This is a genomic window from Seonamhaeicola sediminis (assembly GCF_004358095.2).
Classification (GTDB): Bacteria; Bacteroidota; Bacteroidia; order Flavobacteriales; family Flavobacteriaceae; genus Seonamhaeicola; species Seonamhaeicola sediminis.
The window spans coordinates 464,345-489,222 of record NZ_SMZJ02000004.1 but is presented as its reverse complement, the minus strand read 5'-3'; the positions used below and the strand labels follow the sequence as shown (position 1 = coordinate 489,222).

The 24,878-nt window shown below is 33.3% G+C and carries 17 protein-coding genes; 11 read left to right on the top strand and 6 right to left on the bottom strand.

Annotated features, from left to right (window positions below):
• Nucleotides 1-1,464 precede the first annotated feature (1,464 nt).
• Nucleotides 1,465-2,517, top strand: a complete 1,053-nt coding sequence (locus E1J38_RS08400; RefSeq protein ID WP_133355587.1) for a TlpA family protein disulfide reductase — start codon at nt 1,465-1,467, stop codon at nt 2,515-2,517.
• A 244-nt stretch (nt 2,518-2,761) separates the two neighbouring features.
• Nucleotides 2,762-5,800 (top strand): S8 family serine peptidase, encoded by a 3,039-nt coding sequence (locus tag E1J38_RS08395; protein WP_133355586.1) that lies wholly within the window; start codon nt 2,762-2,764, stop codon nt 5,798-5,800.
• A gap of 41 nt (nt 5,801-5,841) precedes the next feature.
• Here E1J38_RS08395 and E1J38_RS08390 read toward each other — a convergent pair whose 3' ends face one another.
• Nucleotides 5,842-7,398, bottom strand: coding sequence for an NAD(P)H-hydrate dehydratase (locus E1J38_RS08390; protein ID WP_133355585.1), 1,557 nt, complete (start codon nt 7,396-7,398; stop codon nt 5,842-5,844).
• Between the two features lie 432 nt (nt 7,399-7,830).
• Between E1J38_RS08390 and thrA the strand changes: the two genes are divergently transcribed.
• The 9 genes from thrA to E1J38_RS08345 all read left to right on the top strand — a co-directional run bounded on the left by thrA (nt 7,831) and on the right by E1J38_RS08345 (nt 19,858).
• Complete coding sequence (thrA, locus tag E1J38_RS08385) at nt 7,831-10,275, top strand: bifunctional aspartate kinase/homoserine dehydrogenase I (RefSeq protein WP_133355584.1); 2,445 nt, start codon at nt 7,831-7,833, stop codon at nt 10,273-10,275.
• 73 nt (nt 10,276-10,348) lie between these two features.
• Entirely contained in the window at nt 10,349-11,272 is a 924-nt protein-coding gene (locus tag E1J38_RS08380; RefSeq protein ID WP_133355615.1) for a homoserine kinase, read from the top strand.
• Nucleotides 11,273-11,353: 81 nt separating this feature from the next.
• Nucleotides 11,354-12,655, top strand: a complete 1,302-nt coding sequence (thrC, locus tag E1J38_RS08375; protein WP_133355583.1) for a threonine synthase — start codon at nt 11,354-11,356, stop codon at nt 12,653-12,655.
• Nucleotides 12,656-12,717: 62 nt separating this feature from the next.
• Nucleotides 12,718-13,728, top strand: a complete 1,011-nt coding sequence (locus E1J38_RS08370) for a T9SS type A sorting domain-containing protein (protein WP_133355582.1) — start codon at nt 12,718-12,720, stop codon at nt 13,726-13,728.
• A gap of 162 nt (nt 13,729-13,890) precedes the next feature.
• Nucleotides 13,891-14,973 carry a glycine cleavage system aminomethyltransferase GcvT gene (gene gcvT, locus E1J38_RS08365; RefSeq protein ID WP_133355581.1) on the top strand — a complete coding sequence of 361 codons (1,083 nt, stop codon included), beginning with the start codon at nt 13,891-13,893 and terminating at the stop codon, nt 14,971-14,973.
• A 13-nt stretch (nt 14,974-14,986) separates the two neighbouring features.
• Complete coding sequence (locus tag E1J38_RS08360; RefSeq protein WP_133355580.1) at nt 14,987-15,826, top strand: sugar nucleotide-binding protein; 840 nt, start codon at nt 14,987-14,989, stop codon at nt 15,824-15,826.
• A gap of 41 nt (nt 15,827-15,867) precedes the next feature.
• Nucleotides 15,868-16,158, top strand: coding sequence for a 4a-hydroxytetrahydrobiopterin dehydratase (locus tag E1J38_RS08355; protein WP_133355579.1), 291 nt, complete (start codon nt 15,868-15,870; stop codon nt 16,156-16,158).
• Between the two features lie 112 nt (nt 16,159-16,270).
• Entirely contained in the window at nt 16,271-17,017 is a 747-nt protein-coding gene (locus tag E1J38_RS08350) for a YebC/PmpR family DNA-binding transcriptional regulator (protein WP_133355578.1), read from the top strand.
• 243 nt (nt 17,018-17,260) lie between these two features.
• Nucleotides 17,261-19,858, top strand: coding sequence for a zinc-dependent metalloprotease (locus tag E1J38_RS08345; RefSeq protein WP_222428238.1), 2,598 nt, complete (start codon nt 17,261-17,263; stop codon nt 19,856-19,858).
• Nucleotides 19,859-20,036: 178 nt separating this feature from the next.
• Here E1J38_RS08345 and E1J38_RS08340 read toward each other — a convergent pair whose 3' ends face one another.
• The 5 genes from E1J38_RS08340 to E1J38_RS08320 all read right to left on the bottom strand — a co-directional run bounded on the left by E1J38_RS08340 (nt 20,037) and on the right by E1J38_RS08320 (nt 24,820).
• Nucleotides 20,037-20,585, bottom strand: a complete 549-nt coding sequence (locus tag E1J38_RS08340; protein WP_133355577.1) for a 1-acyl-sn-glycerol-3-phosphate acyltransferase — start codon at nt 20,583-20,585, stop codon at nt 20,037-20,039.
• Between the two features lies 1 nt (nt 20,586).
• Entirely contained in the window at nt 20,587-21,669 is a 1,083-nt protein-coding gene (locus E1J38_RS08335) for an iron-containing alcohol dehydrogenase family protein (protein ID WP_255449831.1), read from the bottom strand.
• A 104-nt stretch (nt 21,670-21,773) separates the two neighbouring features.
• Nucleotides 21,774-22,475: an HAD family hydrolase gene (locus tag E1J38_RS08330; RefSeq protein WP_133355576.1), complete on the bottom strand. Its 702-nt coding sequence runs from the start codon at nt 22,473-22,475 to the stop codon at nt 21,774-21,776.
• Between the two features lie 38 nt (nt 22,476-22,513).
• Nucleotides 22,514-23,242, bottom strand: a complete 729-nt coding sequence (gene kdsB / locus E1J38_RS08325; RefSeq protein ID WP_133355575.1) for a 3-deoxy-manno-octulosonate cytidylyltransferase — start codon at nt 23,240-23,242, stop codon at nt 22,514-22,516.
• A gap of 153 nt (nt 23,243-23,395) precedes the next feature.
• A complete protein-coding gene (locus E1J38_RS08320) occupies nt 23,396-24,820 on the bottom strand; it encodes an ATP-dependent DNA helicase (protein ID WP_133355612.1) in 1,425 nt (474 codons plus the stop codon).
• Nucleotides 24,821-24,878 lie beyond the last annotated feature (58 nt).

Here is a 24,878-nt window from a genome sequence, read left to right as displayed (position 1 = left end):
GCAGTCACGTCATCTAATAAACACATAGCCGCAGGAACGCAACAAGATTGGGCATTCCAAGCAAATGTAATATGACTAATCCCCGGTAAACAATTATTTATTTGGCTATCAAATTCATAATACCAATAACTGGCATCACTTTGAGCATCATATACTTTACCCAAAAAATTAATTTCATGCCCCTCTAATTGACTACCATTGGCACAACTTATATTAGCAGTACTTGGTGCGTCAAAACATGTTCCTAAAACATCAAATTCCAAACCTTCAGGAGCACAATCTACATAATCAAAAGCTAATATATCGCTAGACATAATACCCTGTGGTCCTATAATTGGCAAAAGTGTACAAATACCATTAGGGTTTTTGGGACTACCACTTTTGGGGTTTACAAAAACTTCGCCGCAGCAGGCATTACCTTGTACCTTTAATAACACAATCTGAGGTCCAGGGTTGGCAATCCCTTCATCAAGTTTTACAACTTCACTGTAACCATCATAGGTTCCTGGACATGATCCATCTCCAATAACTGGTGCTCTATTGCTATCACAACCTACAGGGACATTATCAAAAGCTAAGGTATTTAAACTCTCTTCATAAGAAAACAACTTAGCCAATGAATTTTTACTATTGCTTTCTGAGTTATTATCACTCAAATACTTTGCTAATCCAGAAAAATCAACATAGTTATTAAAACTAGTTTCTTTTTCTATTCTAAGGGGACCATCATAAGAATTGGCAGAAGCCATATTTGTGGTCAACAAAAAAAGCATAACAACGGCTATACCGGTTATACTTTTAGCTTGTTTTCTTAATAAACTAAGACAACAAGCCATCAAATTTAAAGAGGTCGTGCTCTTTGATTTTTGGGTAAAATTGTACATTAACATAACATTTTTGTTTAATTAATAAAACACCATGCTACATTAAGTAAGCTATACAACAAGCATTAAACTGTATGGGTACATACAACCTACACTGCTGTTAAATTTTGGTAAGACGAGGGCATCTTTAATTCTGCTATTAATCAAATATGCACCTAACTGAGATAAGTATGGAAAAATAAATTGTAGATAAGAGGGCATATCAAAGGTAGATAAATTATGTGTGCATAAAAAAGTGTTATTTCAACTTTTAGATTATCCGTTTAAATTTTTAGACTACTGACTCTTTTTCTTAAAAATATTAATGAATTTTAGACAAGACACATATTTTGTTCGATAAAGTGTTTTTTACCACGTTGATATTAACTTAAAATAACTCAAACCCTCAAAATAAATAACCAATTTAAAGCAGTTAATTAATTGAGGCAAAATTTCTAAAAAACGTTTAAAAATGAATAGTTTCTCTTAAAACACAGAAACTTTCTGTTATTGTTTGGTCGCCAAAATGTTAATATTAAATAAAATTAACCCTATGAGGAATTGTAATTACTTACTTTTGGAGCATAATTGAAATTTAGACATGAAAAAGACACTTTTTATTACTCTGGCCATAATGGCCTTTGTATCTTGTAAAGAAGAACCTAAAGATTACGCCACCCTTTCTGGAAAAATCACCAATAAAAATAGTGATTCTCTGGTCATTAGAAGTAGAACCTATTCTAAAACCATCAAGGTTCATGAGGATGGTTCTTTTACCGATACCCTAAAAGTAGAAGCTGGTATATTTAATCTTTTTGATGGTGTAGAATCTACCTACTTATTCCTAAAAGAGGATATGGATATAAACCTAACTTTAGATACTGAAGCATTTGATGAAACAATAACTTATACTGGAAAAGGTTCTGAAACCAGTAATTATATAGCAAAAAAAACGCTTATACAGGAAAAGGAATTAAAACCAGATTTATTGGATTTAGATGAAGCAAGTTTTAAAACTAAAATAGCTAACATACACAAGCGCTTTTCTGAATTATTTGAAAGCTCTAAAAATTTAGATTCTTCTTTTGCAGCTAGAGAAAAGGAAAGTTTTGATAAGATGCAAAAAGGTCTTTTGAGCATGTACCAGCGACAAAAAGCTATGGCTAGTCAGTATGATGATCTCATTGGAAAGCCGTCACCTACTTTTGTGAATTATGAAAATTATAAAGGAGGCACCACCTCATTAAGTGATTTGAAAGGAAAATATGTATATGTTGATGTATGGGCAACTTGGTGTGGCCCCTGTAAAAGAGAAATTCCATTTTTAAAAGACATAGAAGAAAAGTACCATGGTAAAAATATAGAATTTGTGAGTATTTCTGTTGATGAAGGAAGGGGTTTTAAAGGAGATACTCCTGAAGAAAAACTTATTGCTGCCAAAGCAGGTTGGAAGAAAATGATTGCAGAAAAAGACATGGGAGGCATTCAATTATTTGCAGACAAGGCTTGGAAATCTGATTTTGTACAAGGCTATAAAATAACTGGAATACCTAGGTTTATTTTGATTGATCCTGACGGAAATGTAGTTGATGCCAATGCGCCCAGACCTTCTAGCTCTAAACTTATTGAGTTATTTAATGAGTTGAATATTTAAAAGCATAGCGCTGCACTTTTTTCAATCGCATTGAAAATGTCATAGAATTTCATCAAAATGCACAAGCGTTTAAGCCTCTTTATACAAAGAGGTTTTTTTGTGTAACCAAGTTAATATTTTTAATCACAATGTCATTTACACTTACAAATAAGTATAGTTTCATTATTAACATAGTTTATATACTACTGATATATCATTTTTAACTATAATTCATTATCTTTCTCAAAATTTTTTATTGCGTACTATGACTAAGAATTATTTTCACGTAAAATTGATTATTTTACTGTGCTTGTTTTTAACTTCTATAGGGTTTTCTCAAACCCAAAAACAGATAAAACAAACGACTAAAAATTACAATAAAGAAAAGTTAAAAAAATTAGAAACGTCTTTTGAGAAATCCTTTTACTCGGCGTATAATGATGCTCTCAAAGAAGCAAAGAGAAACAATTGGCCTGTTAAATATAAGGACGGTAATACAAACTATCACTTAAGAAAAGTATTAAACGGTAAGCCCATATACATAAAGAGTGACAATGCCAATGCTGCCATTTCTACAAGAACCAACTATTTACACAGTGGAGGTGACTTGGGTCTTAATTTAGAAGGACAAAATATGACGGTATATCTATGGGAAGTTGACGGTATAGGTTTATTAACCCATGAAGAATATGACGGTCCTGGAGGTACTGATAGGTTATCTATTGGTGATGACGAAACAACTGTAGACAATCATGCTGCTCATGTAACAGGTACCTTAATTGCGGCTGGTATTAACCCCAGTGTTAAGGGCATGGCACCTCAAGCCAGTGCTGTTGGTTATAATGCTATTAATGATTTATCAGAAGCTACTGAGGCTGCTCTCAATAACGGTATGCTATTATCAAATCATTCTTACGGTTTTGATTCGGCAGATTTTGTAGATGATCTTAGTTGGTATTTTGGCGCTTATGTTCAAGAATCTAAAGATTGGGATGACTTAATGTACAATGCCCCTTATTATTTAGCGGTTTTTTCGGCAGGCAACGCAGGAGCTGATGATACTTCAAATTCTGCCCCTTTGGGAGGTAATAGTAGTTATGATAAGCTATTAGGAGATAAAACCTCCAAAAATTCATTGATAGTAGCCTCTGGGTCTGATGCTGTAATTAATGTAGACGGTACCCTAAACGCTGTTACTAGAAGTTCTTTTAGTTCTGAAGGGCCAACAGACGACTTAAGAATAAAGCCAGATATTACAGGAAATGGTGAAAGCCTCTTGTCAACAGGTAGAGCAGCTACGCCAGCTCTAAGGTATAGTAATAATAGTGGTACTTCTATGTCATCACCAAACGTTTGTGGTTCTTTATTGTTGCTACAACAACACCATAATAATGTTAATGGCTATTACATGAAAGCAGCTACTTTAAAAGGCTTAGCGTTACACACGGCAGATGATATGGATGCCATTGGACCGGATGCGAATTCAGGATGGGGGTTATTGAATGCCAAAAAAGCTGCTGAGACCATAACTGAAAACGGATTTTCATCATGGATTTCTGAAGAAACCTTAACTAATACGGCATCTTTTTCAATAGATGTTGTATCTGACGGATCAAGCCCTTTACAAGCATCCATTTCTTGGACTGATCAAGGAGGTACTATAAACCCTACTGGAACGGTAAACAATGGTATCATTTTAAATAATGATAACACCCCAGCTTTAGTTAATGATTTAGATATAAGAATTACTCAAGCCTCAAACACCTATATGCCTTGGTTGTTAACAGCCGTTGATGCTAATGCACAAGGAGATAATTTAGTAGATCCTTACGAACGTGTTGATGTTAATGGTGCTTCTGGAGTTTACACCATTACAGTAACCCACAAAGGTACTTTAGTTGGTGGAGCTCAGAATTTCTCATTAATTGTTACTGGTTTAACATCAAACTTTACTTTTAATACGCAAACGTCTGATCAAATTATATGCACACCTAATGATGCAGTTTATAATTTTAATTATCAACAAACAGGAGGTGGAACTACCAACTTCTCTTTATTAGATGTACCAGCAGGTGCAAATTCTAGCATTTTACCAAACTCATTAAATGCGAATGGAACGTTTGATGTTACGTTTAGTAATTTATCGAATGTAAGCGCGAACAATTATGAGATTAAAGTTGTTGGAGACGATGGAAGCGAAACTGAAACTAAAACTATTAAGCTAAGAGTTTTACACCCAGATTTTACACCATACCCACAAAATCTTTCGTTTCCAGTAAATGGATCCATGAGTATGCCAACAACGTTCACATTAGCTTGGGAAGAAAACTTAAATGCTGAAAGTTATTTAGTAGAAGTTTCAACAGATCCAGCATTCTCATCAATTTTGTTTTCAAATACTCAAACGGGTCTTGAATACGACTTATCTGGTTTAACAAGTAATACCATGTATTACTGGAGGGTTAGGCCATCTAATCAATGTAATACCGGTAATTACTCCCAAACATATAATTTTAAGGTAGCCGAAATAGATTGTACTGATAACATTTTTACTGCTACTGATTTTTCTGATGGAATCATATTAGAAACTCCAGGTGTTACTGCATCAGCTCCAGTTACCGTTTCTACTGGTGGATTAAGAGTTGATTCTGTTGAGGCTAGTTTTGTTATTGAGCACACTTGGGTTAATGATATATTGATTGCTTTAGAAAGCCCAACTGCAAATGGTAATAAGCAGGTCCTACTATTTGAAAGTTCGTGCACTATAGATAATGGCGGTGAAGGACCTAATCCAGGAGATGGTGATAATTTTGATGTTACATATTCTGATTCTGGATCTGATTTATTTTGTGATGACCCAGTAGTTCCAAGTATTAGTGGAACAATTAAACCTTTAGAAAAATTATCAAATTTCGCAGGAATTGCTGCCGATGGTGTCTGGACTCTTAGAATTGTAGACCCTAATAATAATGATGGTGGTCAAATAACGGCGTTTAGTTTAAATTTTTGTCTGTATGAGGAAAATAGTCTTAGTAATGAAAATTCAAGCTTTGGTGATATTGCTGTTTGGCCAAATCCAACCAATGGTAATATTAATATAAAGCTAAATAATCTGTCTTCAGATAATGATATTAAGGTAAATATTTTTGATATTCAAGGTAGAAAAATAAAAAACTTTAGCTATAAAATGAACTCAAGTAGTTTAACTAAAACCCTTGATTTATCAAATGTTACTAATGGAATATATCTATTAGAAATACAGCAGGGTAATAAAAAAGCTGTTCGAAAAATATTAGTTGAATAATTATTTAGTTACAATAAAAAAGCCGCTTCTAGCGGCTTTTTTTATTCTTCCGTATCGGCAGTGTCTACAGTCTCTTGAGCATTTTCTGGTTGCTTAAATAGATCAATAAAGGCTTCCCCTAAATAATCAATTATATGGCTAGCCACTAGACTTTGGTAGCCAAAATCTTCAACAGCAATATCTGCTGATTTACCATGAAGATACACTCCAAAAATTGAGGCCAATAACGGATTATATCCTTGAGATATTAACCCCGTTATAATACCAGAAAGCACATCACCACTACCTGCTGTAGACAACCCTGGATTTCCAGTAGTATTTACATAAAGCTTATCATGTAAAACGGTAATGGTATTAGCGCCTTTAATAACAATAATGACCTTGTGCTTTTTTGAAAAAGCCTTTACCTTGTTAAGCTTGTCAAAGTCGTCTTCCCAACTTCCAATTAAACGCTCTAATTCTTTTGGGTGTGGGGTTAAAACTGTGTTTTCAGGTAGTAGTTTTAATAAAGATTTCTTTTTAGATATCATATTAATGCCATCGGCATCAATTACTAAAGGAACTTTATTTTGTTTTAAAAATGCGTCCAAAGCACTCACAGTTTTAGAATCTGTTCCCACTCCCATTCCAATTCCAACCACAGTTGGTTTTATGTCGAATTTTATATCTGTTATAATAGCTTCATTGGCATCTGTGAAAACCATGGCCTCTGGGAAAGCTGTTTGCAACACATTATAGCCGCATTTAGGAACAAAAACTGAGACTAGTCCTGCTCCTGCAGACAGGGCTCCTTTACTGGCCAAAGTCACTGCTCCTATTTTTCCGTAGCTCCCTCCAATTATCAAACTGTGTCCAAATAGTCCTTTATGTGAAAACTTATCTCGAGGCATATAAATTGGCAACACTTCATGCTTTCCTATAAGTGCTACATCCGTTTCTGTGGTACTTAAAAATTCTTGGTCTAAACCTATGTCCAAAACCTCCCATTGTACAGTGTATTTTGCTGTTTGAGGTAAAAAGAATACTAATTTTGGCGATGCGAAACTAAGTGTATAACCTGCCCAGACCACATCATCCTCACTTTTTGGAACTTTATCAGTACTCAATCCAGAGGGAATATCAATCGAAAGTGTGAAAGCCTTTGTTTCTCTAAAATACTTAAAAAGATTTTTCACCCAATCTACTACTGCCCTATTCAAACCTATTCCAAAGATGGCATCTACAATAATATCATTTGGATGAATTTGAGGAAAGTCAGCTTCACTCTTCATTAAAGTAGGCCACGCTTTAGTTACCGTTTTTATACGATCATAATTAATTAAAAAATCCTTAGAGCGTTTATCACTGTAATTAACAACATATGTTTTAACATTATACCCATGGATTATAAGATGTCTTGCTAATACAAGTCCATCACCACCATTATTACCAATACCGCAAAATACATGTATTGGTACTTGAGCTCCTTGCATACGAAGATGCATCCAATTAAAAATTTGGGTAGCAGCACGTTCCATTAATTCTGTTGAAGAAATGTTTTGTCTTTCTACAGTTAACTTGTCACCCTCATAAATCTGCTCTCTTGAGAAAATTTTCATCTGTATTTTTTACTTGTTTAAATCTGTTAATTGAAATTAGCTGAATAATTATTCCTTAATTATATATTGATGGATAATGGTTTATTTCACTCTGTGATTTTGATTATCAATTTTCCATTTCTTCTACAAGAACGTTGAATTTCTTAAAAGAAAATGAAATCTGCTTAAGAATTTTACAAAAAAAAGCTTTTAGTTTTTTTATTAGCCTAAATGTAATACTTTTGGGCAGTATTATCATAGCTCTTATGAATCATTTGGACCAAAAAATAAGATTTACTTTCGCTTCCTTTACCAAAGGAACAACGTCTTTTATTGGTACTACTACAACTATTACCCTTTGGGGTTGTTAATTATATATACTTCAGGCTATCTTTGTGATTTTAAAAGTAATCACCACTTAAAAATATATTTTCAACTATCAATTCATTAAAAATGAAGGTTTTAAAATTTGGAGGAACTTCAGTAGGTTCTTCAAAAAACATAAATAATGTCATAAATATCTTAGAAGATTATTCTAAAAACGATTCTGTAATCTGTGTAGTTTCTGCTGTTGGAGGCATTACAGATAAGCTGCTTCTTGCTGGAAAAAAGGCTCAAAATAAAGATGCTGCGTTTTTAGAAGTTTTCAATACTATAAAAGAACTTCACTTAAACATTGTTAACGAATTAATTCCAAATAACAACACCCTTGTTAAAGACTTTGTAAATAAACGATTAGAAGAGTTAAATAGTTTATTGGATGGTATTTTCTTAATTAACGAATTATCACCAAAAACATCTGATAAATTAGTGAGTTTTGGAGAGTTGTTATCGTCGTTTATTATTGCGGAAACTATGAAAAGTAGAGGTCTTTCTGCTGAAAGAAAAAATTCTCAAGAACTGGTTATCACAAACTCAGTTTTTACTAAAGCTGAGGTTAATTACAAGATTACAAACAAGAATATTCAGGATTACTTTAAATCTGTTAATCAAAAAATAACCATTTTACCAGGGTTTGTTTCAAAATCTGAAAACGGAGAACAAACCACTCTTGGTCGTGGCGGATCAGATTTCACAGCAGCTATTGTAGCTGCAGCTTTAAAAGTATCTCAATTGGAAATATGGACCGATGTTAGCGGTATGTTTACCACCAACCCAAAAATTGTAAAGCAAGCCTACCCAATAGAAGAGATTTCGTATCAAGAAGCTATGGAACTGTCGCACTTTGGGGCTAAAGTGCTTTATCCTCCAACAGTACAGCCTGTTTTAGATTTAGAGATTCCTATTTTTATAAAAAACACTTTAGAACCTAAAGCGGCTGGCACTAAAATTTCCAATGATGCTATTAATTCTAAAAAACCTGTAAAGGGGATTAGTAATATTGGAAATATTGCTTTACTAACGCTTGAAGGCAGCGGAATGGTTGGTATTCCTGGGTTTTCAAAACGTTTATTTGAAACCTTATCTCAAGAGAAAATTAATGTGATACTTATTACTCAGGCATCTTCAGAACATTCTATTTGTTTAGGGATTGAGGCCAAAGATGCTCAAATAGCTAAAGCAGCTATTGATGCAACTTTTGAGAACGAAATTGCACTTCATAAAATAGACCCTATTATTGTTGAGGATGGCTTGTCAATTGTAGCTCTTGTAGGCGATAATATGAAAAATCACCAAGGAATTAGTGGAAAATTATTCAGTGCCTTAGGAAAGAATAACGTCAATGTTAGAGCCATTGCACAAGGTGCATCAGAAAAAAACATCTCAGTTGTTATTGCTGAAAAAGATGTGAAAAAAGCATTGAATGTATTACATGAACAATTCTTTGAGTCAAAAACAAAACAATTAAATGTATTCATCACAGGTGTTGGCAATGTAGGAGAGCGTTTAGTTGAGCAGATAAAACAGCAACGCAAATATTTAAAAGATAACCTTAAAATTAATATGCGCATTGTTGGTTTATCAAACTCTAGAAAAATGATTTTTAAAGATGCTGGTATCGATTTAAAGTCATGGAAAGAACAGTTATCCGATGGTGAAGAAGCATCATTACAAGGATTCTTTGATAAGGCAAAAGCACTTAATTTGCGCAATAGTATTTTTGTTGATGTAACAGCTAATAAAGAGGTGGCCCAGTGGTACGCTCAGTATTTAAGAGAAAGTATTTCAGTAGTTGCCTGTAATAAAATTGCTTGTTCAAGTGATTATGAAAATTATAAAGAATTAAAACGATTATCATTAAAATACAATGCCCCATTCTTATTCGAAACTAATGTTGGTGCTGGCCTACCCGTTATTGATACTTTGAATAATTTAATTGCTTCTGGCGACAAAGTAAATTCTATACAAGCAGTATTATCGGGGAGTTTAAATTTTGTTTTCAACAACTTTAATGATACCACTAAATTCTATGATGTTGTTAAACAAGCTGCTGCCCAGGGTTATACTGAACCAGACCCAAGAATAGACTTAAGTGGTGTGGATGTGGCGAGAAAAATTTTGATTTTAGCACGTGAAAGTGGCGTTGAAATGAATTTAGAAGACATTGAAAACACTTCATTTCTGTCGGAATCTGGTTTAAAAAGTGATACAGTTGATGATTTTTACCAGACTTTGATTGATGACGAAGCCCATTATCAAGACTTATATGCTTCAGCGAAAGCAAATGATTGTCAATTAAAATATGTTGCCAAATTTGATAATGGAAAAGCTAGTGTTAGTTTGCAGGAAATTCCTGTGGGACACCCGTTCTATAACTTAGAAGGAAGTGATAACATTGTGATGTTTTATACAGAGCGTTATCCAAAACAACCCATGATAATTAAAGGTGCTGGTGCTGGCGCAGATGTTACTGCTTCCGGATTATTTGCAGATATCATAAGATTAGGAAATGATTAATTAAATTATGGAATTGCATAAAGAAAGTGATATTTCCTGCTCTAGTGCTGCAGAAAACTATTTAATAGAAAAAATGAACGAAATAAAGATATTTTCTCCAGCTACCGTAGCCAACGTATCCTGTGGGTTCGATGTTATGGGATTTTGCTTAGACAGTGTTGGTGATGAAATGGTAATAAGAAAAACTGAGAAGAAAGGGATTCATATCACACACATAGAAGGTTTTAATTTACCTTATGAAACTGATAAAAACGTTTCTGGAGTATCGGCCTTAGCCATGTATAACGATTTAGATTTAGATTTTGGATTTGAAATTGAAATCTATAAAAAAATAAAACCTGGTAGTGGTATTGGTAGCAGTGCGGCCAGTGCCGTAGGTAGTGTTTTTGGAATGAATGAACTTTTGGGCAGGCCTTACAGCAAAAGACAATTAACAGAATTTGCTATTAAAGGAGAGGCCTTAGCTAGTAAATGTGAACACGCCGATAATTTAGCACCTGCTATGTTTGGAGGATTTGCTTTGGTTAAAAGCGTTTCCCCTCTTGAAATACTAGAAATTCCTTCGCCTAAAGAATTATATGCCACCATCATTCATCCACAAATTGAAATTAAAACTTCTGAATCTAGAGCACTTTTACCAAAAGAAGTGAAATTAGAAGACGCCATTACACAATGGGCTAATTTTGGAAGTTTAATTCACGGTTTGCACACTAATAATTATGAAATAATTGGTAAGTCTTTGAAAGATGTCATTGTAGAACCTCATAGAAGTAAACTCATTCCATATTTTGATGCGGTTACTAAAGCGGCTATTAATGCTGGTGCTTTAGGCTCAGGAATATCGGGCTCGGGACCTTCAATTTTTTCACTAAGTCAAGGTGAAGAAACTGCTATAAATGTGAAAGAGGCCATTGAAAAAACATATTCTAAAGCAGGTATTGAGTATGATATGCATGTGTCAAAAATAAACACCAAAGGAATTAAAATATTGAACTAAACTTGTCACCTTGAGCGCAGTCGAAAGGTCTCAAACATAAAAACCAGATAGATTCCTGCCTTCGTAGGAATGACAGAAACCATGAAATACTACTCTCTAAACAAACAAGCACCAGATTCAAGTTTTGAAAATGCGGTTGTTAAAGGATTAGCACCAGACAAAGGGTTATACTTTCCAGAAAACATCACACCTTTACCTACTAATTTCTTTGAAAACATAGACAGCCTTTCCAATACTGAAATAGCTTTTGAAGCTATTAAGCAATTTGTTTCTCCAGAAATCCCTGAAGCTATTTTAAAAACTATTGTTGAAGAAACCCTATCGTTTGATTTCCCCGTGGTTCAATTAAATGACAATATTTCAACTTTAGAATTATTTCACGGACCAACCATGGCTTTTAAAGATGTTGGAGCGCGATTTATGGCTAGATGTCTTGGGTATTTTAATAAGGATAATAATAATGAAGTTACTGTTTTAGTAGCTACCTCAGGCGACACTGGAGGAGCCGTAGCCAATGGATTCTTAGGCGTAAAAGGTGTAAAAGTTGTGATTCTTTACCCTAGCGGTAAAGTAAGTGATATTCAGGAAAAGCAATTAACTACTCTTGGTCAAAACATAAAGGCATTAGAGGTTAACGGCACTTTTGACGATTGTCAAGCCATGGTTAAAACAGCCTTCTTAGATGAAGCCTTAACAAGCCAAATGCAATTAACATCTGCCAACTCTATTAACGTAGCGCGCTGGTTACCACAATTATTCTATTTTATGTTTGCTTATAAGCAACTTTACAAAAAATATGAGGATATTGTGTTTTCGGTTCCTAGCGGAAACTTTGGTAACATTTGTGCTGGTATGATGGCGCAACAATTAGGATTACCAATTAAACATTTTATTGCTTCAAACAATGTCAATAATGTAGTAACACGTTATTTACAATCACAGTTATACGAACCAAAACCATCTATCCAAACTATTAGTAATGCGATGGATGTAGGTGCGCCAAGTAATTTTATTCGTATTCAAGAGATTTACAAAAATCAGTTTGAAAATTTAAGAAAAAACGTTTCTTCTTATAGTTTCACCGATAACGAAACAAAAGCAGCCATGTTGGAAATGTATGATGAATTTAATTACGTAGCAGACCCACACGGTGCCGTAGGCTACTTAGGAAGTAAAGAATACTTAAAAGAAAACCCAAACGCACATTGCGTATTCTTAGAAACTGCGCATCCTACTAAGTTTTTAGATGTGGTTGAAGAAGTAATCAAAAAAGAACAACCATTACCAGAGCAAATTCAAGAGGTTATGGGTAAGGAAAAAGAATCTACGGTTATTTCAAACTATGAGGAACTAAAACATTTTCTACTTTCAAATAGTTTATAATACAGGATACCTCATGACGGTTTATAGACTGGTTTTTAAGAAATTGTAAAAAAATATAAGTTATGAGAAAAACCACCCTTAGAACTACACTGTTTTGTATAGCTTTCATCTTTAGTTTGAACCTTTCAGCACAAACATCTACTTGTGATGGCACATTACCTTTTGAGGAGCAAAACGGCTTGTTAACCATTGAAATGGAATCGGGTAATTTACCTACTGGAACTAATTGGAAAACAGGAAGTGAGGCTGACCCTAATCTTTCTGGATCGACTATTACTTTCATCTACTGGGATGGGCCACAATCCTTTAATGCACTGTCAAACGCGCAAATAACCTATAATATTAAAATTAACACTACAGGCACATATCGTTTTGCTTGGAGAGGTAGAATAGGCACGGGAACCTTAAGTGGAGAACATAATGATGCCTGGTTAAGAATAGTGGCAGATGATTGGTACATGACACAAAATGGTGATCCTAATGCAAGTGCTATTGAACCCATCCCCACCTGTAATTCTAATCCTGATAGAGGTTGTCCTGATGATGCTAAAGTAAATGGCTATATTAAAGCTTTTATGAACAGATCCCCTACTGGACCCATTGAAAATCGTTGGGGGTTTGTAACTAACTCCAAATTTAATGGAGTTTCCCAAAGATTTATATGGGCAACGTTTGATACCCCAGGAAACTATTCTGTTATTATTGATGCTCGTTCTAGTTTCTTTTTTATGGATAAAATGGTACTTCGCAGAACCAATGTTAGCGATAGCAATGCTTTCAACCTAAATAACAACGAATCTTCTTGTTTTAATGCGTTATCTACGGATGAATTCTCAAAAACCAATAATATAAAAGTGAGCCCTAATCCAACTAAAAATATTTTAAACCTTAGTAACCTACCTAATGTTGGAGGTACAATATCTATTACAAATACCTATGGAGTAACTGTGAAAAAAGTAAAATACTCATCATCTAGTAAAACAATAGATATTAGTGAACTAAGTAGTGGTGTTTATTTTATTACAAGCATGGACCCCATTAATAAATTTGTGAAAAAAATTATCAAAATCTAGTAGAAAATATTTCTTGTCAAATTATTAAAGCTGTCATTTACGACAGCTTTTTTTTTTATGCTGGTGAATAATGCTTTTTTACATAAATTTGCCCATGTTTGAAATAAAACTAAACTATTTAAAAAAACATAAACGGCTAAAAGAACTAAAAATACCTGTTGAATGAAAAATACAGCTTTAACAACAACACATAAAGCTTTAGGTGCTAAAATGGTGCCTTTTGCAGGTTTTAATATGCCTGTACAATACGAGGGTGTAAATATAGAACATGAAACTGTTAGAAATGCTGTTGGAGTATTTGACGTATCTCACATGGGTGAATTTCTAATTGAAGGTGATCAAGCATTAGATTTAATTCAGAAAGTGAGTAGCAATGATGCATCAAAACTCACCATTGGTAAAGCACAATATAGTTGTATGCCTAATGAAACAGGTGGTATTGTTGATGATTTAATTATTTACAGAGTTAAAGAAAACACCTACTTATTGGTAGTTAATGCTAGTAATATTGAAAAAGACTGGAATTGGATTTCTTCAAAAAATGATTTTAGTGCCACTATGCGAAATTTAAGTGATGATTATTCCTTACTTGCCATCCAAGGCCCTAAAGCCGTTGAAGCTATGCAAAGTTTAAGCAACCATGATTTAGCAGCTATTAAATTTTACAATTTTATAGTTGGTGATTTTGCAGGCATTGCCCATGTTATTATTTCTGCCACTGGTTATACCGGAAGCGGTGGCTTTGAAATATACTGTAAAAACAGCGAAGTACAACAGATATGGGATAAAGTTTTTGAAGCTGGAGCCAATTATGGTATCAAACCAATAGGCTTGGCAGCTCGTGATACCCTACGACTAGAAATGGGATATTGCCTGTACGGAAATGACATTGATGACACTACATCACCCATTGAAGCTGGATTGGGTTGGATAACCAAATTCACTAAAAAATTCACTAATTCTAAAGCTTTAGAAGATGAAAAACGTCGCGGGCCAGAAAATAAGCTTATAGCTTTTGAATTGGATGACCGAGGTATTCCACGCAAAGATTATGATATTGTTGATAGTGATGGCAATAAAATTGGCCGCGTTACCTCTGGCACAATGTCTCCTAGCCTTGGTAAAGGTATTGGTTTAGGTTATGTTCCAACCACTCTTTCTGAAATTGGCAGTAAAATTAATATTCAAATTAGAAAAAAAGTAATTCCTGCAACGGTGGTTAAGTTGCCTTTTTATAAAGGTTGAAAATTTTATTTAAATGAAGCAGGAGGAGAAAGAAAGTAAACATAGCATTTTAATTTTGGGAGCTAGTGGCTTTTTAGGTAACGCCCTATACAAAGAACTCTGCTCCTACTTTAAAACCTTTGGTACATACTGTGTTTCTAATAATCTCTTTGAAAAAAACCATCATTTTTTTCAATATAATTTTGAGGAAGATGATATTTACGAAATTCTTGATATCATAAAACCCACAATAATTATTTCTGCTTTGAGAGGAGATTTTTCAAAGCAAGTGCTTTTACATCAACACCTTTCAGAATATGTTTTTGCTAAGAAGGTAAAGCTCATATTCCTGTCTTCTGCCAACGTTTTTGATGCTTATAGCAAATACCCTAGTTATGAAAATGATAAAACCCTTAGTAATAGTATATACGGGCATTTCAAAATAAAAATAGAAAATATGTTATTACGCCTACCTAAAAAACAGGTAGCAATACTAAGGTTACCTATGGTTTTTGGTGCACAATCACCAAGAGTAAAAGAAATTCTTAAAAACATAAAAGATGGAGAACCTGTTGAGGTGTTTCCTAATCTAGTTATGAATGTAACTTCTGATGATAAATTAACGCAACAAATTCACTATATAATTAACAGAAATAAGTCTGGAGTATTTCATTTGGGTAGCAACGATTTGGTTCATCATGACGATTTTATCAAAGAAATAATTGAAACACTTACACATCAAAAAGCCATATACAAACGGGTTTATACTACAAATGAAGAACGTTATTTGGCAGTGTTACCAAAAACTAATACACTACCAAAGCATCTGCAAATGGATAGTGGTCACATTTTGGAAGCCTTAAAAATTAATTGATTCAAATATTAATATTCATTATTTTTAAAAAAAATAAATAGATGAGCAAATTATCTGAACAAGACATAGAAAAAAAACTATTGCATTTTCCTGACTGGGAATACTTTGACAATGCCATTCATGCTGAATTTGAGTTTGAAAACTTTAGGGATTGCTTTAGCGCTATGAGCCGCATTGCTTTTGAATGTGAGGCCTTAAACCACCACCCTAACTGGACTAACGTTTACAACGTATTAACCATCTCACTTTCAACACATGATGCTGGTGGTGTAACTCATAAAGATTTTGAATTGGCTGAAGCCATTGAAACTATAGTAGAACCCGTTGAATAATCTATTCTATTCGGTTTCAATTATAACGTTGTCTTAGATTAATTATCTGTATAGATTTTATATTTTTGTGGCTATATCAATTTCAACTTAACAACAAATAACTTAACAAATTATGGGAAGAGCTTTTGAGTTTAGAAAAGCAAGAAAAATGAAGCGCTGGTCTGCTATGAGTAAAGCCTTTACTCGTATAGGTAAAGATATTGTAATGGCTGTAAAAGAAGGCGGCCCTGATCCAGATAGTAATTCCCGTTTACGTGCTGTTATACAGAATGCAAAGTCTGTTAATATGCCAAAAGACAATATTGAACGTGCCATTAAACGTGCTTCCGATAAAAGTCAAGGCGATTATAAAGAAGTTATTTTTGAAGGGTACGCACCGCATGGAATTGCGATTTTAGTTGAAACAGCCACCGACAACAATACGCGCACTGTTGCCAACGTACGTAGTTATTTTAATAAATGTGATGGCAGTTTAGGAACTTCAGGATCTGTAGTTTTTATGTTTGACCATACTTGTAACTTCAAAATTAAAGGTGATAATTTAGATTTAGAAGAATTAGAACTAGAACTCATAGATTTTGGTGTTGAGGAAATATTTGAAGATACCGATGAAGATGCTGACGGAAATGAATTAAATAGCGTTATGGTTTACGCCCCTTTTGAAAGCTTTGGTAAGATTCAATCGTATCTAGAAGCTAACAATATTGAAATACTTTCATCTGGATTTGAACGCATTCCTCAAGTTACAAAACCCTTGGAAGCAGAAAAGGTTGCAGATGTTGAAAAGCTTCTAGAAAAACTTGAAGAAGATGATGATGTGCAAAATGTATATCATACTATGCAAGAACTTTCAGAATAATACGCCTTTCAAGTTAATTTATATAAATTCCCCTTATTTGATAAGAAATATTGTAATGTGTTAGATTACCTATATTAATTAATACTTATAGAACTCACCTATCTATAAAGTAGCTTAAAACACCCTGATTTGCTTACCAAACATAACACTTTAACATTTTATTGTATTAATTTATTAGGGTTTTAATTACATTAGCTATCATTTAAAAATGATTTATTCTTATTCAAATTTAATGTAAATCACATGTATTTTAGATTATTCATAAAGATCAGATTCTTTTTAACAGCCGTTATTTTAATGGCTTTTTTAATGCCTCAAAATATAGAAGCACAAAAGAAAAAGAATAAAAAGAAAAAAGATGAAGTAACTGCAGTGGCTGCAAAACCAAAAGCACCAAAAGAAAAAACGATTGCTGATTTGGTGAAAAAAAGTAAAAAGATAGAAGGTCTTTTCACTATATATCAAGACACTGTAAATGGGTCACTTCAAATGCTAATTTCTAAAGATCAAATTGGAAAAGAATTTATTTATTTCAGTCAGATAGCAAATGGAGTTCTAGATGCTGGTAGAATAATAAAAGGTCAATACAAAGAAGAGAAGATTTTTAAAATAGAAAAATACTTTAACAAAATAGAGTTTATTGCACAAAACACCTCATTTTACTACGATCCAAATAACCCTGTTTCAAAATCTGCAAACACGAATGTAAGCAATGGTGTTTTAGCCAGTATTAAAATTGAAGCAATGGATGATAATAAAGAGCTCTATCTTATTAAAGCTGATGATCTTTTTTTGCAAGAAACTTTTTCAAGAATAAAACAGCCATCGACTCCCGGAACTTCACCTATGTCCTTCAAACTTGGCGTTTTGGATAAGAACAAAACAAAAATAAATAGTATAAAAAATTACCCAAAAAACACAAATTTAAAAGTAGAATATGTGTATTCAAATCCTTCAACTTTAAATGGTGGTTCTAATGCCTTAGCCGACGGGAGAAATGTAAGTATAAAAGTGTTTCATAGCCTTATTGCAATGCCTGAAAATGATTATGAGCCCAGATTTGATGACCCTAGAGTTGGTTTTTTTATTACGGAAATTGATAATAAAACATCAACAAGTGTTACCCCTTATAGGGACTTGATCCAGAGATGGTATCTAAAGAAAAAAAATCCAGAAGCCGATATTTCAGAGCCTGTTGAACCCATAGTTTGGTGGATGGAAAACACAACACCTCATGAATGGAGAGAAACCATAAAAGACGCCGTCTTACAATGGAACAAAGCCTTTGAAAAAGCTGGTTTTAAAAATGCCATTGTAGTAAAGCAACAACCTGATGATGCCGATTGGGATGCTGGTGACATACGTTATAACGTACTGCGCTGGACCTCTTCTCCTCAACCACCCTTTGGAGGTTATGGTCCTTCGTTTGTAAATCCACGAACAGGTCAAATTTTGGGGGCTGATGTTATGCTAGAATATTCCACGTTCTCAAATATGGTTTTTATAGACAAGGTTTTTGGTATGTCTTCATTATCAAATGATTTAGTTGAAAAAAACCATAATAATGACCATTTGGAGTGTAATTATACTGAATCTTTACAAGAAAATGTCATATTTGCCAAAATTGTTGCTTCTGCCTTTGGTGGTTCCTATTTAGAACTAAACCAGATAGAAAAAGAAGTTATCACCGGATTAGTAATGCATGAAATTGGTCATACGCTTGGGTTATACCATAATTTTAAAGCCAGTCAATTATTTTCTCCTCAACAGCTTTCCAATCCTGATTTTATTGCAGGCAAATGTTTAACGGCCTCTGTAATGGATTATACATTATTAAATGTTACCAGAGATAGAAGCAAACAAGGGCAGTATGACGACATGTCTGTTGGCCCTTATGATATTTGGGCTATTCAGTTTGGATACACACCTTTTAAAACAGATACCGAAAGAGAAGCGCTTTTAAATAGATCAACAGAACCCGAGTTAATTTTTGGTAATGATGCTGATGATATGCGTTCTCCTGGAAAAGCCATCGATCCTAGAGTAAATACTTGGGATCAATCCAACGATGCGATTCAATATTCAATAGATAGAATAGAGATTGCTAGTGATTTAATGAAAACTTCAAAAGATAACTTCATAACAGAAGGTAAATCATATCAGGAACTAAGAAATGTATATTTTGTGTTAAATACTCAAAAAGCTTTAGGTTTAAATATTATTTCAAGATACATAGGCGGTGTTTATGTGGACAGAGCTATGGCAGGTCAAAAAGCCGCTACTCAACCCTATACTCCTGTAAGTTTAGATGATCAAAAAAGGGCTATGAAAGCTTTAAAAGATTATGCTTTTGCGCCTAAGGCTTTTGATGCACCAAATAATTTATACAACTATTTAGCAAGACAAAGGCGTGGTTCGAATCTGGCAAGTGCACCCGAAGACCCCAAAATACATAACCTAGTGCTCAGAGCACAAAAAAGTGTTTTAGACCATATACTTCATCCAAATACATTACAGCGTATTACAGATTCTGAACTTTATGGAAATAAATATACGTTACCACAGTTCATGAGTGATTTAAATACAGCCATTTTTAGTGCCGATATTTATGGTAATGTAAATACCTTTAGACAAAATTTACAACTTGAATATACCAATCGATTAATTGACATGCTAACTGGAAAGCAAAAAGACAGATTTAGTTACAATTCTAAATCTATGGCACTATATAATTTAAAACGAATAAGAACTATGGCTGCTCCTTCAGGAAATACAGCATCTAAGGCACATAAGCAACATTTAAGAACTTTAATTGATAATGCCTTAACAGAAATTAAGTAAAACAAAGATATTTATAGTGAAGAAAAAAGCTATTTCAATGTGAAATAGCTTTTTTTATTTTTAAGTGTATAAGTTGATGTTTCTTTTTAGGGACAAATATTGTTTACTTTATGTTTCATTTACTAATACACTAATTTGTTTGCAATTTCTGTGCCAATCTTAAATAAAATTCATGATGTCATGAATACTCAGGAATTTTACCTTTTACCCCTTTAAAAAAGGCTTTTATAAATTTAAAATCTGCTTCTATATCATCAGTTGGATAAAATGGTTTAGATATGCTGTTTTGCTTATTTTCAAAATCTAAAGTAAACATAATGATTGGTACGTTAGCCTCTTTAGCTATGTAATAAAACCCTGTTCGCCATTTATCTGTTTTTTTTCTGGTTCCCTCGGGAGACATTCCTAATCTAAATTCGTCTCTTTCATTAAAAATTTTTACTATTTCCTTGACTTTATTCTCACTGGAGAACCTATTAACAGGTGTACCTCCTAGCGCTCTAAAAAACCAACCAAAGGGAAAATTGAATAAACTCTTTTTTCCAATAAAATTTGTTTTAACGCCCAAAACCGAACGTAAAAGAATACCTATGTAGAAATCATGCCAACTAGTGTGAGGCGCAGCAATAATGACCGCTTTTTTTATATTATCTTTTGACAGGTTAGTGTTTCCAACAACTTTCCAACCTAAAATTTTGTGATAAATAAATTTAGCAAGCCATTGCATATTACATTTTTTTATACAGTAACTTAAGCTTTTTTCTGGTAATTGTTTTCTTCCAATTCTTTCCTAGGGCATTCTCCCAAAGTGGTACTAAATTTAATGCTACATCAATCATTATATCAAACTCTTTATCACTCAAATCGGTACAAATACCTTGCGGTAGCAAAATATCATGCTTCACTTTCATTTCCTTAAAAAGCTTCACACCTTCTGGATAAAATTCATCTAAATGATTAAAAACAATACAATTACCAATACCATGCTTAGTTCCTAACAAATAAGACAATCCATAACTCATAGCGTGTGCTACACCAACCTGAGAATACACTATACTCATACCCCCATGCCATGAGGCCATCATGAGTTTTTCTTGAGCTTCTATATTAGTTAAATCATCTCCTAAAAATATTTCCTTACAAAGCTCTAAGGCCATGTCACCATAACTTTGACTAAACGCATTTAAGTAAGTGCCTTGAAGTGACTCAATGCAGTGAATATAGCAATCCATACCCGTATAAAACCACTGGTTTTTTGGTACATCTTTTGTAAGTTCAGAATCTAAAACAACTTGATCAAAAGGTGTAAAATCTGAATTTATTCCTAGTTTACGTTCAGGTCCTGTAAGAACAGTGGTTCTAGAAACTTCAGCACCTGTACCTGAAATGGTTGGAATGCCTACGTGATAAATAGCTTCATTTTTAACCAAATCCCACCCTTGGTAATCTTCTGCCTTTCCTTCATTGGTAAGCATAATTGAAACGGCTTTGGCTATATCTAATAGTGTTCCACCACCTATACCAATAATTCCAGATGGTCTTTCTTTGGAATTTACAATAATCTCTTCTACCAATATATCAATTTGATCTGTTTTAGGTTCTTCTGCTGCAGATATGTAAATAATTATATCTTCATAAGACAATGGTATTCTTGAGGTTAGCCATGAATTAGACTTAAAAACATCATCTACTAAAAATATAAACGGGGCATTTATGCCTAAACGTTTTGGGGTTAATATATCGCTTAACTGATTGAAACTACCTCTGCCAAAAATAACTCTTGGCACCATGGGAAAGTTTTTATAACTCATTTATTTCGATTCTTTTTCGAGATGTAAAAATAAAATTATTTTAATCTTTACAGGTTTAAATCATGTTGAACTTTCTTAAAACTTCAACATCTTAGTTTTTAATTTTAATCTAATAGTTTAAGAAGCTCTCTTAAACTTTTTATTGTTTTATACTTTTTTCCATTAGTTTCTTTATCGCTTACTTGCTCATGAACCCAAGTGGTATGAAATGGTACGTGAATAGCATGCGCATTTAAGTTGATTAATGGTAATACATCAGACTTAAGCGAGTTCCCAATCATTAAAAACTGAGAAGGCTCAATATCTAAATGACTAAGTAACCTTGAATAGTTAACCTCTTTTTTATCACTTAATACTTCAATATGATGAAAATAACTTGTTAATCCAGACTTTTCTAGTTTTCTTTCTTGGTCTAGCAAATCTCCTTTAGTTGCTAAAATTAACCGATACTTTTTTGAAAGTAATTTTAAAACCTCTTCTACGCCATCTAATAACTCTACTGGTTTGTTTAACATATCTTTACCAATATTCAATATGTTTTCAATGGTTTTATGAGGCACATTATAATTTGAAAGCTCTAAAGCAGATTGTACCATAGATAGTATAAAAGCTTTAACACCATAACCATAAAGTTCTAAATTGGCTATTTCTATTTTAAATAGCTCTTGATCTATTTTATTTGGCGTTTCGTATTCAGATAACAACTTACAAAAGGTTTCCTCTGCTTCTCTAAAATAAGTTTCGTTTACCCATAAGGTATCGTCGGCATCAAAACCTATAACTTTTATATTTTTATAATCACTCATTAGCAAAATTTAAGTTTCCAAAAGAGAACTTATGCAAGCTATTTCCAAGCTTTTTTGGCTCGCTCTAAATCTTCTGGGGTATCAATTTCAATACCTTGTACATTAGTTTCAACCATTTTAATTCGTTTCCCATATTCTAAATATCGTAGCTGTTCTAATTTTTCAGCAGCTTCTAAAGTTTTCATTGGTAATCTAGAAAAGTCTAAAATAGCCTGCTTTCTAAAAGCATAAACGCCTTTGTGTTTATAATACTTTACCTTAACGCTTTCATCTCGTAAATATGGTATAGGGCTTCTGGAAAAATACAAAGCGAAGTTTGATTGGTCTATGATTACTTTAACCGTATTGGGATTTTTAACCTCGTCAGCATCTGTAATATGAACCATTAATGATGCTAAATCTACTTCGCCTTTATCATCGGCTTTGAAAACCTGAATTAATTTTGATAGCGACTCTTTATCGGTGAAAGGTTCATCACCTTGAACATTAATGACCACATCAATGTCCATGTTTGCAACAGCCTCAGCTATTCTATCACTACCACAATCATGTTGTTTTACACTCATAATAGCTTTTCCGCCATTGTTTACAATTTCATTGTAGATAATATCATTATCTGTCACAACAAAAACCTCATCAAATAAATTGGTTCCCACAGTGGCCTCATACGTTCGTAAAATCACCGATTTACCATTCAAATCTTGCATAAGTTTCCCAGGAAATCTAGAAGCATTATAGCGTGCGGGAATCATTGAAATTATTTTCATCTACTAATTTTTATTGTTTTTCATAGGCTCAGAGGTAATTCGCCAAAAGACATTTTTATGATTATGTGCATTTAGTTATTAGGGCTTATTTCATAAACTATTAATCAATTTGCAATCAAAAATAAATAATTATTTCAAGGAAGAACTAATAATTTACACTTCAAAAAAATCGTCTTTAAAACCAATAAGATACAATTTTTCTTTGGCTCTTGTAATTGCGGTATAAAGCCATCGTAAATATTCTTTGTCAATTCCATTTGGCAAGTAAGGTTGCTCTACAAAAACAGTGTGCCATTGCCCACCTTGAGATTTATGGCATGTAATAGCATAAGAGAATTTTACTTGTAATGCATTGAAATGCTTACTACTTTTAATTTTTAAAAACCTACGATAATTACTCGTTTCGGTTTCAAAGTCTTTAGCCACTTCTTGATAAAGTCTGTTTGAGTCTTCATAAGATAAAGAAGGAGTTTCTGCATTTATGGTATCTAAAAGCAAAACGGTTTCAAAAGGACGCATTCTAGGATAATCAACCATCCTAATTTTTACAGATGCAAATCTAAAACCATAAAGTTCTTCTATACTAAAGATTTCTAAAACTTCAATAATATCACCATTAGCAATAAAACCTGCTTCAGTAGTAGGTTTAATCCAAAAATAGTTATTCTTTACCACCATTAAATAATCGCCTGTAGACAATTCATTTTCATTAAAAAGAATCCTACTTCGTATTTGCTGGTTGTATAAATTTGCCCTTTTATTGCTCCTAACTATAATGGTAGTTTCTTCGTTTCCTAAATCTGAATAAGCCCCATTAATAGCGTCCATGATTTCATGACCGTCAATAAGTCTAACAATATCTGTAAACCCATTTAAATCAAACTTAAAGTAATTCTGTTCCTCACTAGAAAGAGCTTCTCTTAAAACAGTAGCATTAACTAAAATACCCGAATCATATTCTTGCCTTACAACCTCGTCTAGTTCCATTTTACTAACTTCTTTGTTGTAATTTAAACTAATAGAATTTTCATTTAATGCAGGGCTTAAATCTAACTTAACAGGTGGTAATTGAGCGGTATCTCCAATTAAAAGCAGTTTACATTTATGACCTGAATACACATACTGCATTAAGTCATCTAGTAAGGACCCGTTTTCAAAAAGCTTGGATTCCCCTGGAGTATCTGGAATCATAGAGGCCTCATCAACAATAAAAATAGTATCCTTATGCTTATTAGGTTGTAAAACAAATTTTACTCCACCATTTTTCTCTTTCTTAGGGAAGTATATTTTTTTATGAATAGTAAATGCCTCTTTTTTGGAATAGTTTGCAATTACCTTGGCAGCTCTACCTGTTGGAGCCATTAAAACAGCACTCTTTTTAGCTTTCCATAAATTAGTGACAATAGAGCTAATGATTGTAGTTTTACCCGTACCAGCATATCCTTTTAAAATGTATATAGCATTAGGAGATTTACTAAAAATAAAATCTGACAGCTGCTGTAGAACAATATCCTGTTTTAATGTGGGTTGAAACGGAAATTGCTGTTTTATAAGAGAATAAAATTCTGGAGGCGTCATTAAGGATTTAACAAAAAATAAATTATTCAAATATAGAAATGATTTTTATTAGCTGGGT

What these genes read in the sequence shown, in the direction of transcription:
- E1J38_RS08400 (WP_133355587.1), top strand. Translation starts at nt 1,465, where the DNA reads ATGAAAAAGACACTTTTTATTACTCTGGCCATAATGGCCTTTGTATCT.
- E1J38_RS08395 (WP_133355586.1), top strand. Translation starts at nt 2,762, where the DNA reads ATGACTAAGAATTATTTTCACGTAAAATTGATTATTTTACTGTGCTTG.
- E1J38_RS08390 (WP_133355585.1), bottom strand. Translation starts at nt 7,398, where the DNA reads ATGAAAATTTTCTCAAGAGAGCAGATTTATGAGGGTGACAAGTTAACT.
- thrA (WP_133355584.1), top strand. Translation starts at nt 7,831, where the DNA reads ATGAAGGTTTTAAAATTTGGAGGAACTTCAGTAGGTTCTTCAAAAAAC.
- E1J38_RS08380 (WP_133355615.1), top strand. Translation starts at nt 10,349, where the DNA reads ATGAACGAAATAAAGATATTTTCTCCAGCTACCGTAGCCAACGTATCC.
- thrC (WP_133355583.1), top strand. Translation starts at nt 11,354, where the DNA reads ATGAAATACTACTCTCTAAACAAACAAGCACCAGATTCAAGTTTTGAA.
- E1J38_RS08370 (WP_133355582.1), top strand. Translation starts at nt 12,718, where the DNA reads ATGAGAAAAACCACCCTTAGAACTACACTGTTTTGTATAGCTTTCATC.
- gcvT (WP_133355581.1), top strand. Translation starts at nt 13,891, where the DNA reads ATGAAAAATACAGCTTTAACAACAACACATAAAGCTTTAGGTGCTAAA.
- E1J38_RS08360 (WP_133355580.1), top strand. Translation starts at nt 14,987, where the DNA reads ATGAAGCAGGAGGAGAAAGAAAGTAAACATAGCATTTTAATTTTGGGA.
- E1J38_RS08355 (WP_133355579.1), top strand. Translation starts at nt 15,868, where the DNA reads ATGAGCAAATTATCTGAACAAGACATAGAAAAAAAACTATTGCATTTT.
- E1J38_RS08350 (WP_133355578.1), top strand. Translation starts at nt 16,271, where the DNA reads ATGGGAAGAGCTTTTGAGTTTAGAAAAGCAAGAAAAATGAAGCGCTGG.
- E1J38_RS08345 (WP_222428238.1), top strand. Translation starts at nt 17,261, where the DNA reads ATGTATTTTAGATTATTCATAAAGATCAGATTCTTTTTAACAGCCGTT.
- E1J38_RS08340 (WP_133355577.1), bottom strand. Translation starts at nt 20,585, where the DNA reads ATGCAATGGCTTGCTAAATTTATTTATCACAAAATTTTAGGTTGGAAA.
- E1J38_RS08335 (WP_255449831.1), bottom strand. Translation starts at nt 21,669, where the DNA reads ATGAGTTATAAAAACTTTCCCATGGTGCCAAGAGTTATTTTTGGCAGA.
- E1J38_RS08330 (WP_133355576.1), bottom strand. Translation starts at nt 22,475, where the DNA reads ATGAGTGATTATAAAAATATAAAAGTTATAGGTTTTGATGCCGACGAT.
- kdsB (WP_133355575.1), bottom strand. Translation starts at nt 23,242, where the DNA reads ATGAAAATAATTTCAATGATTCCCGCACGCTATAATGCTTCTAGATTT.
- E1J38_RS08320 (WP_133355612.1), bottom strand. Translation starts at nt 24,820, where the DNA reads ATGACGCCTCCAGAATTTTATTCTCTTATAAAACAGCAATTTCCGTTT.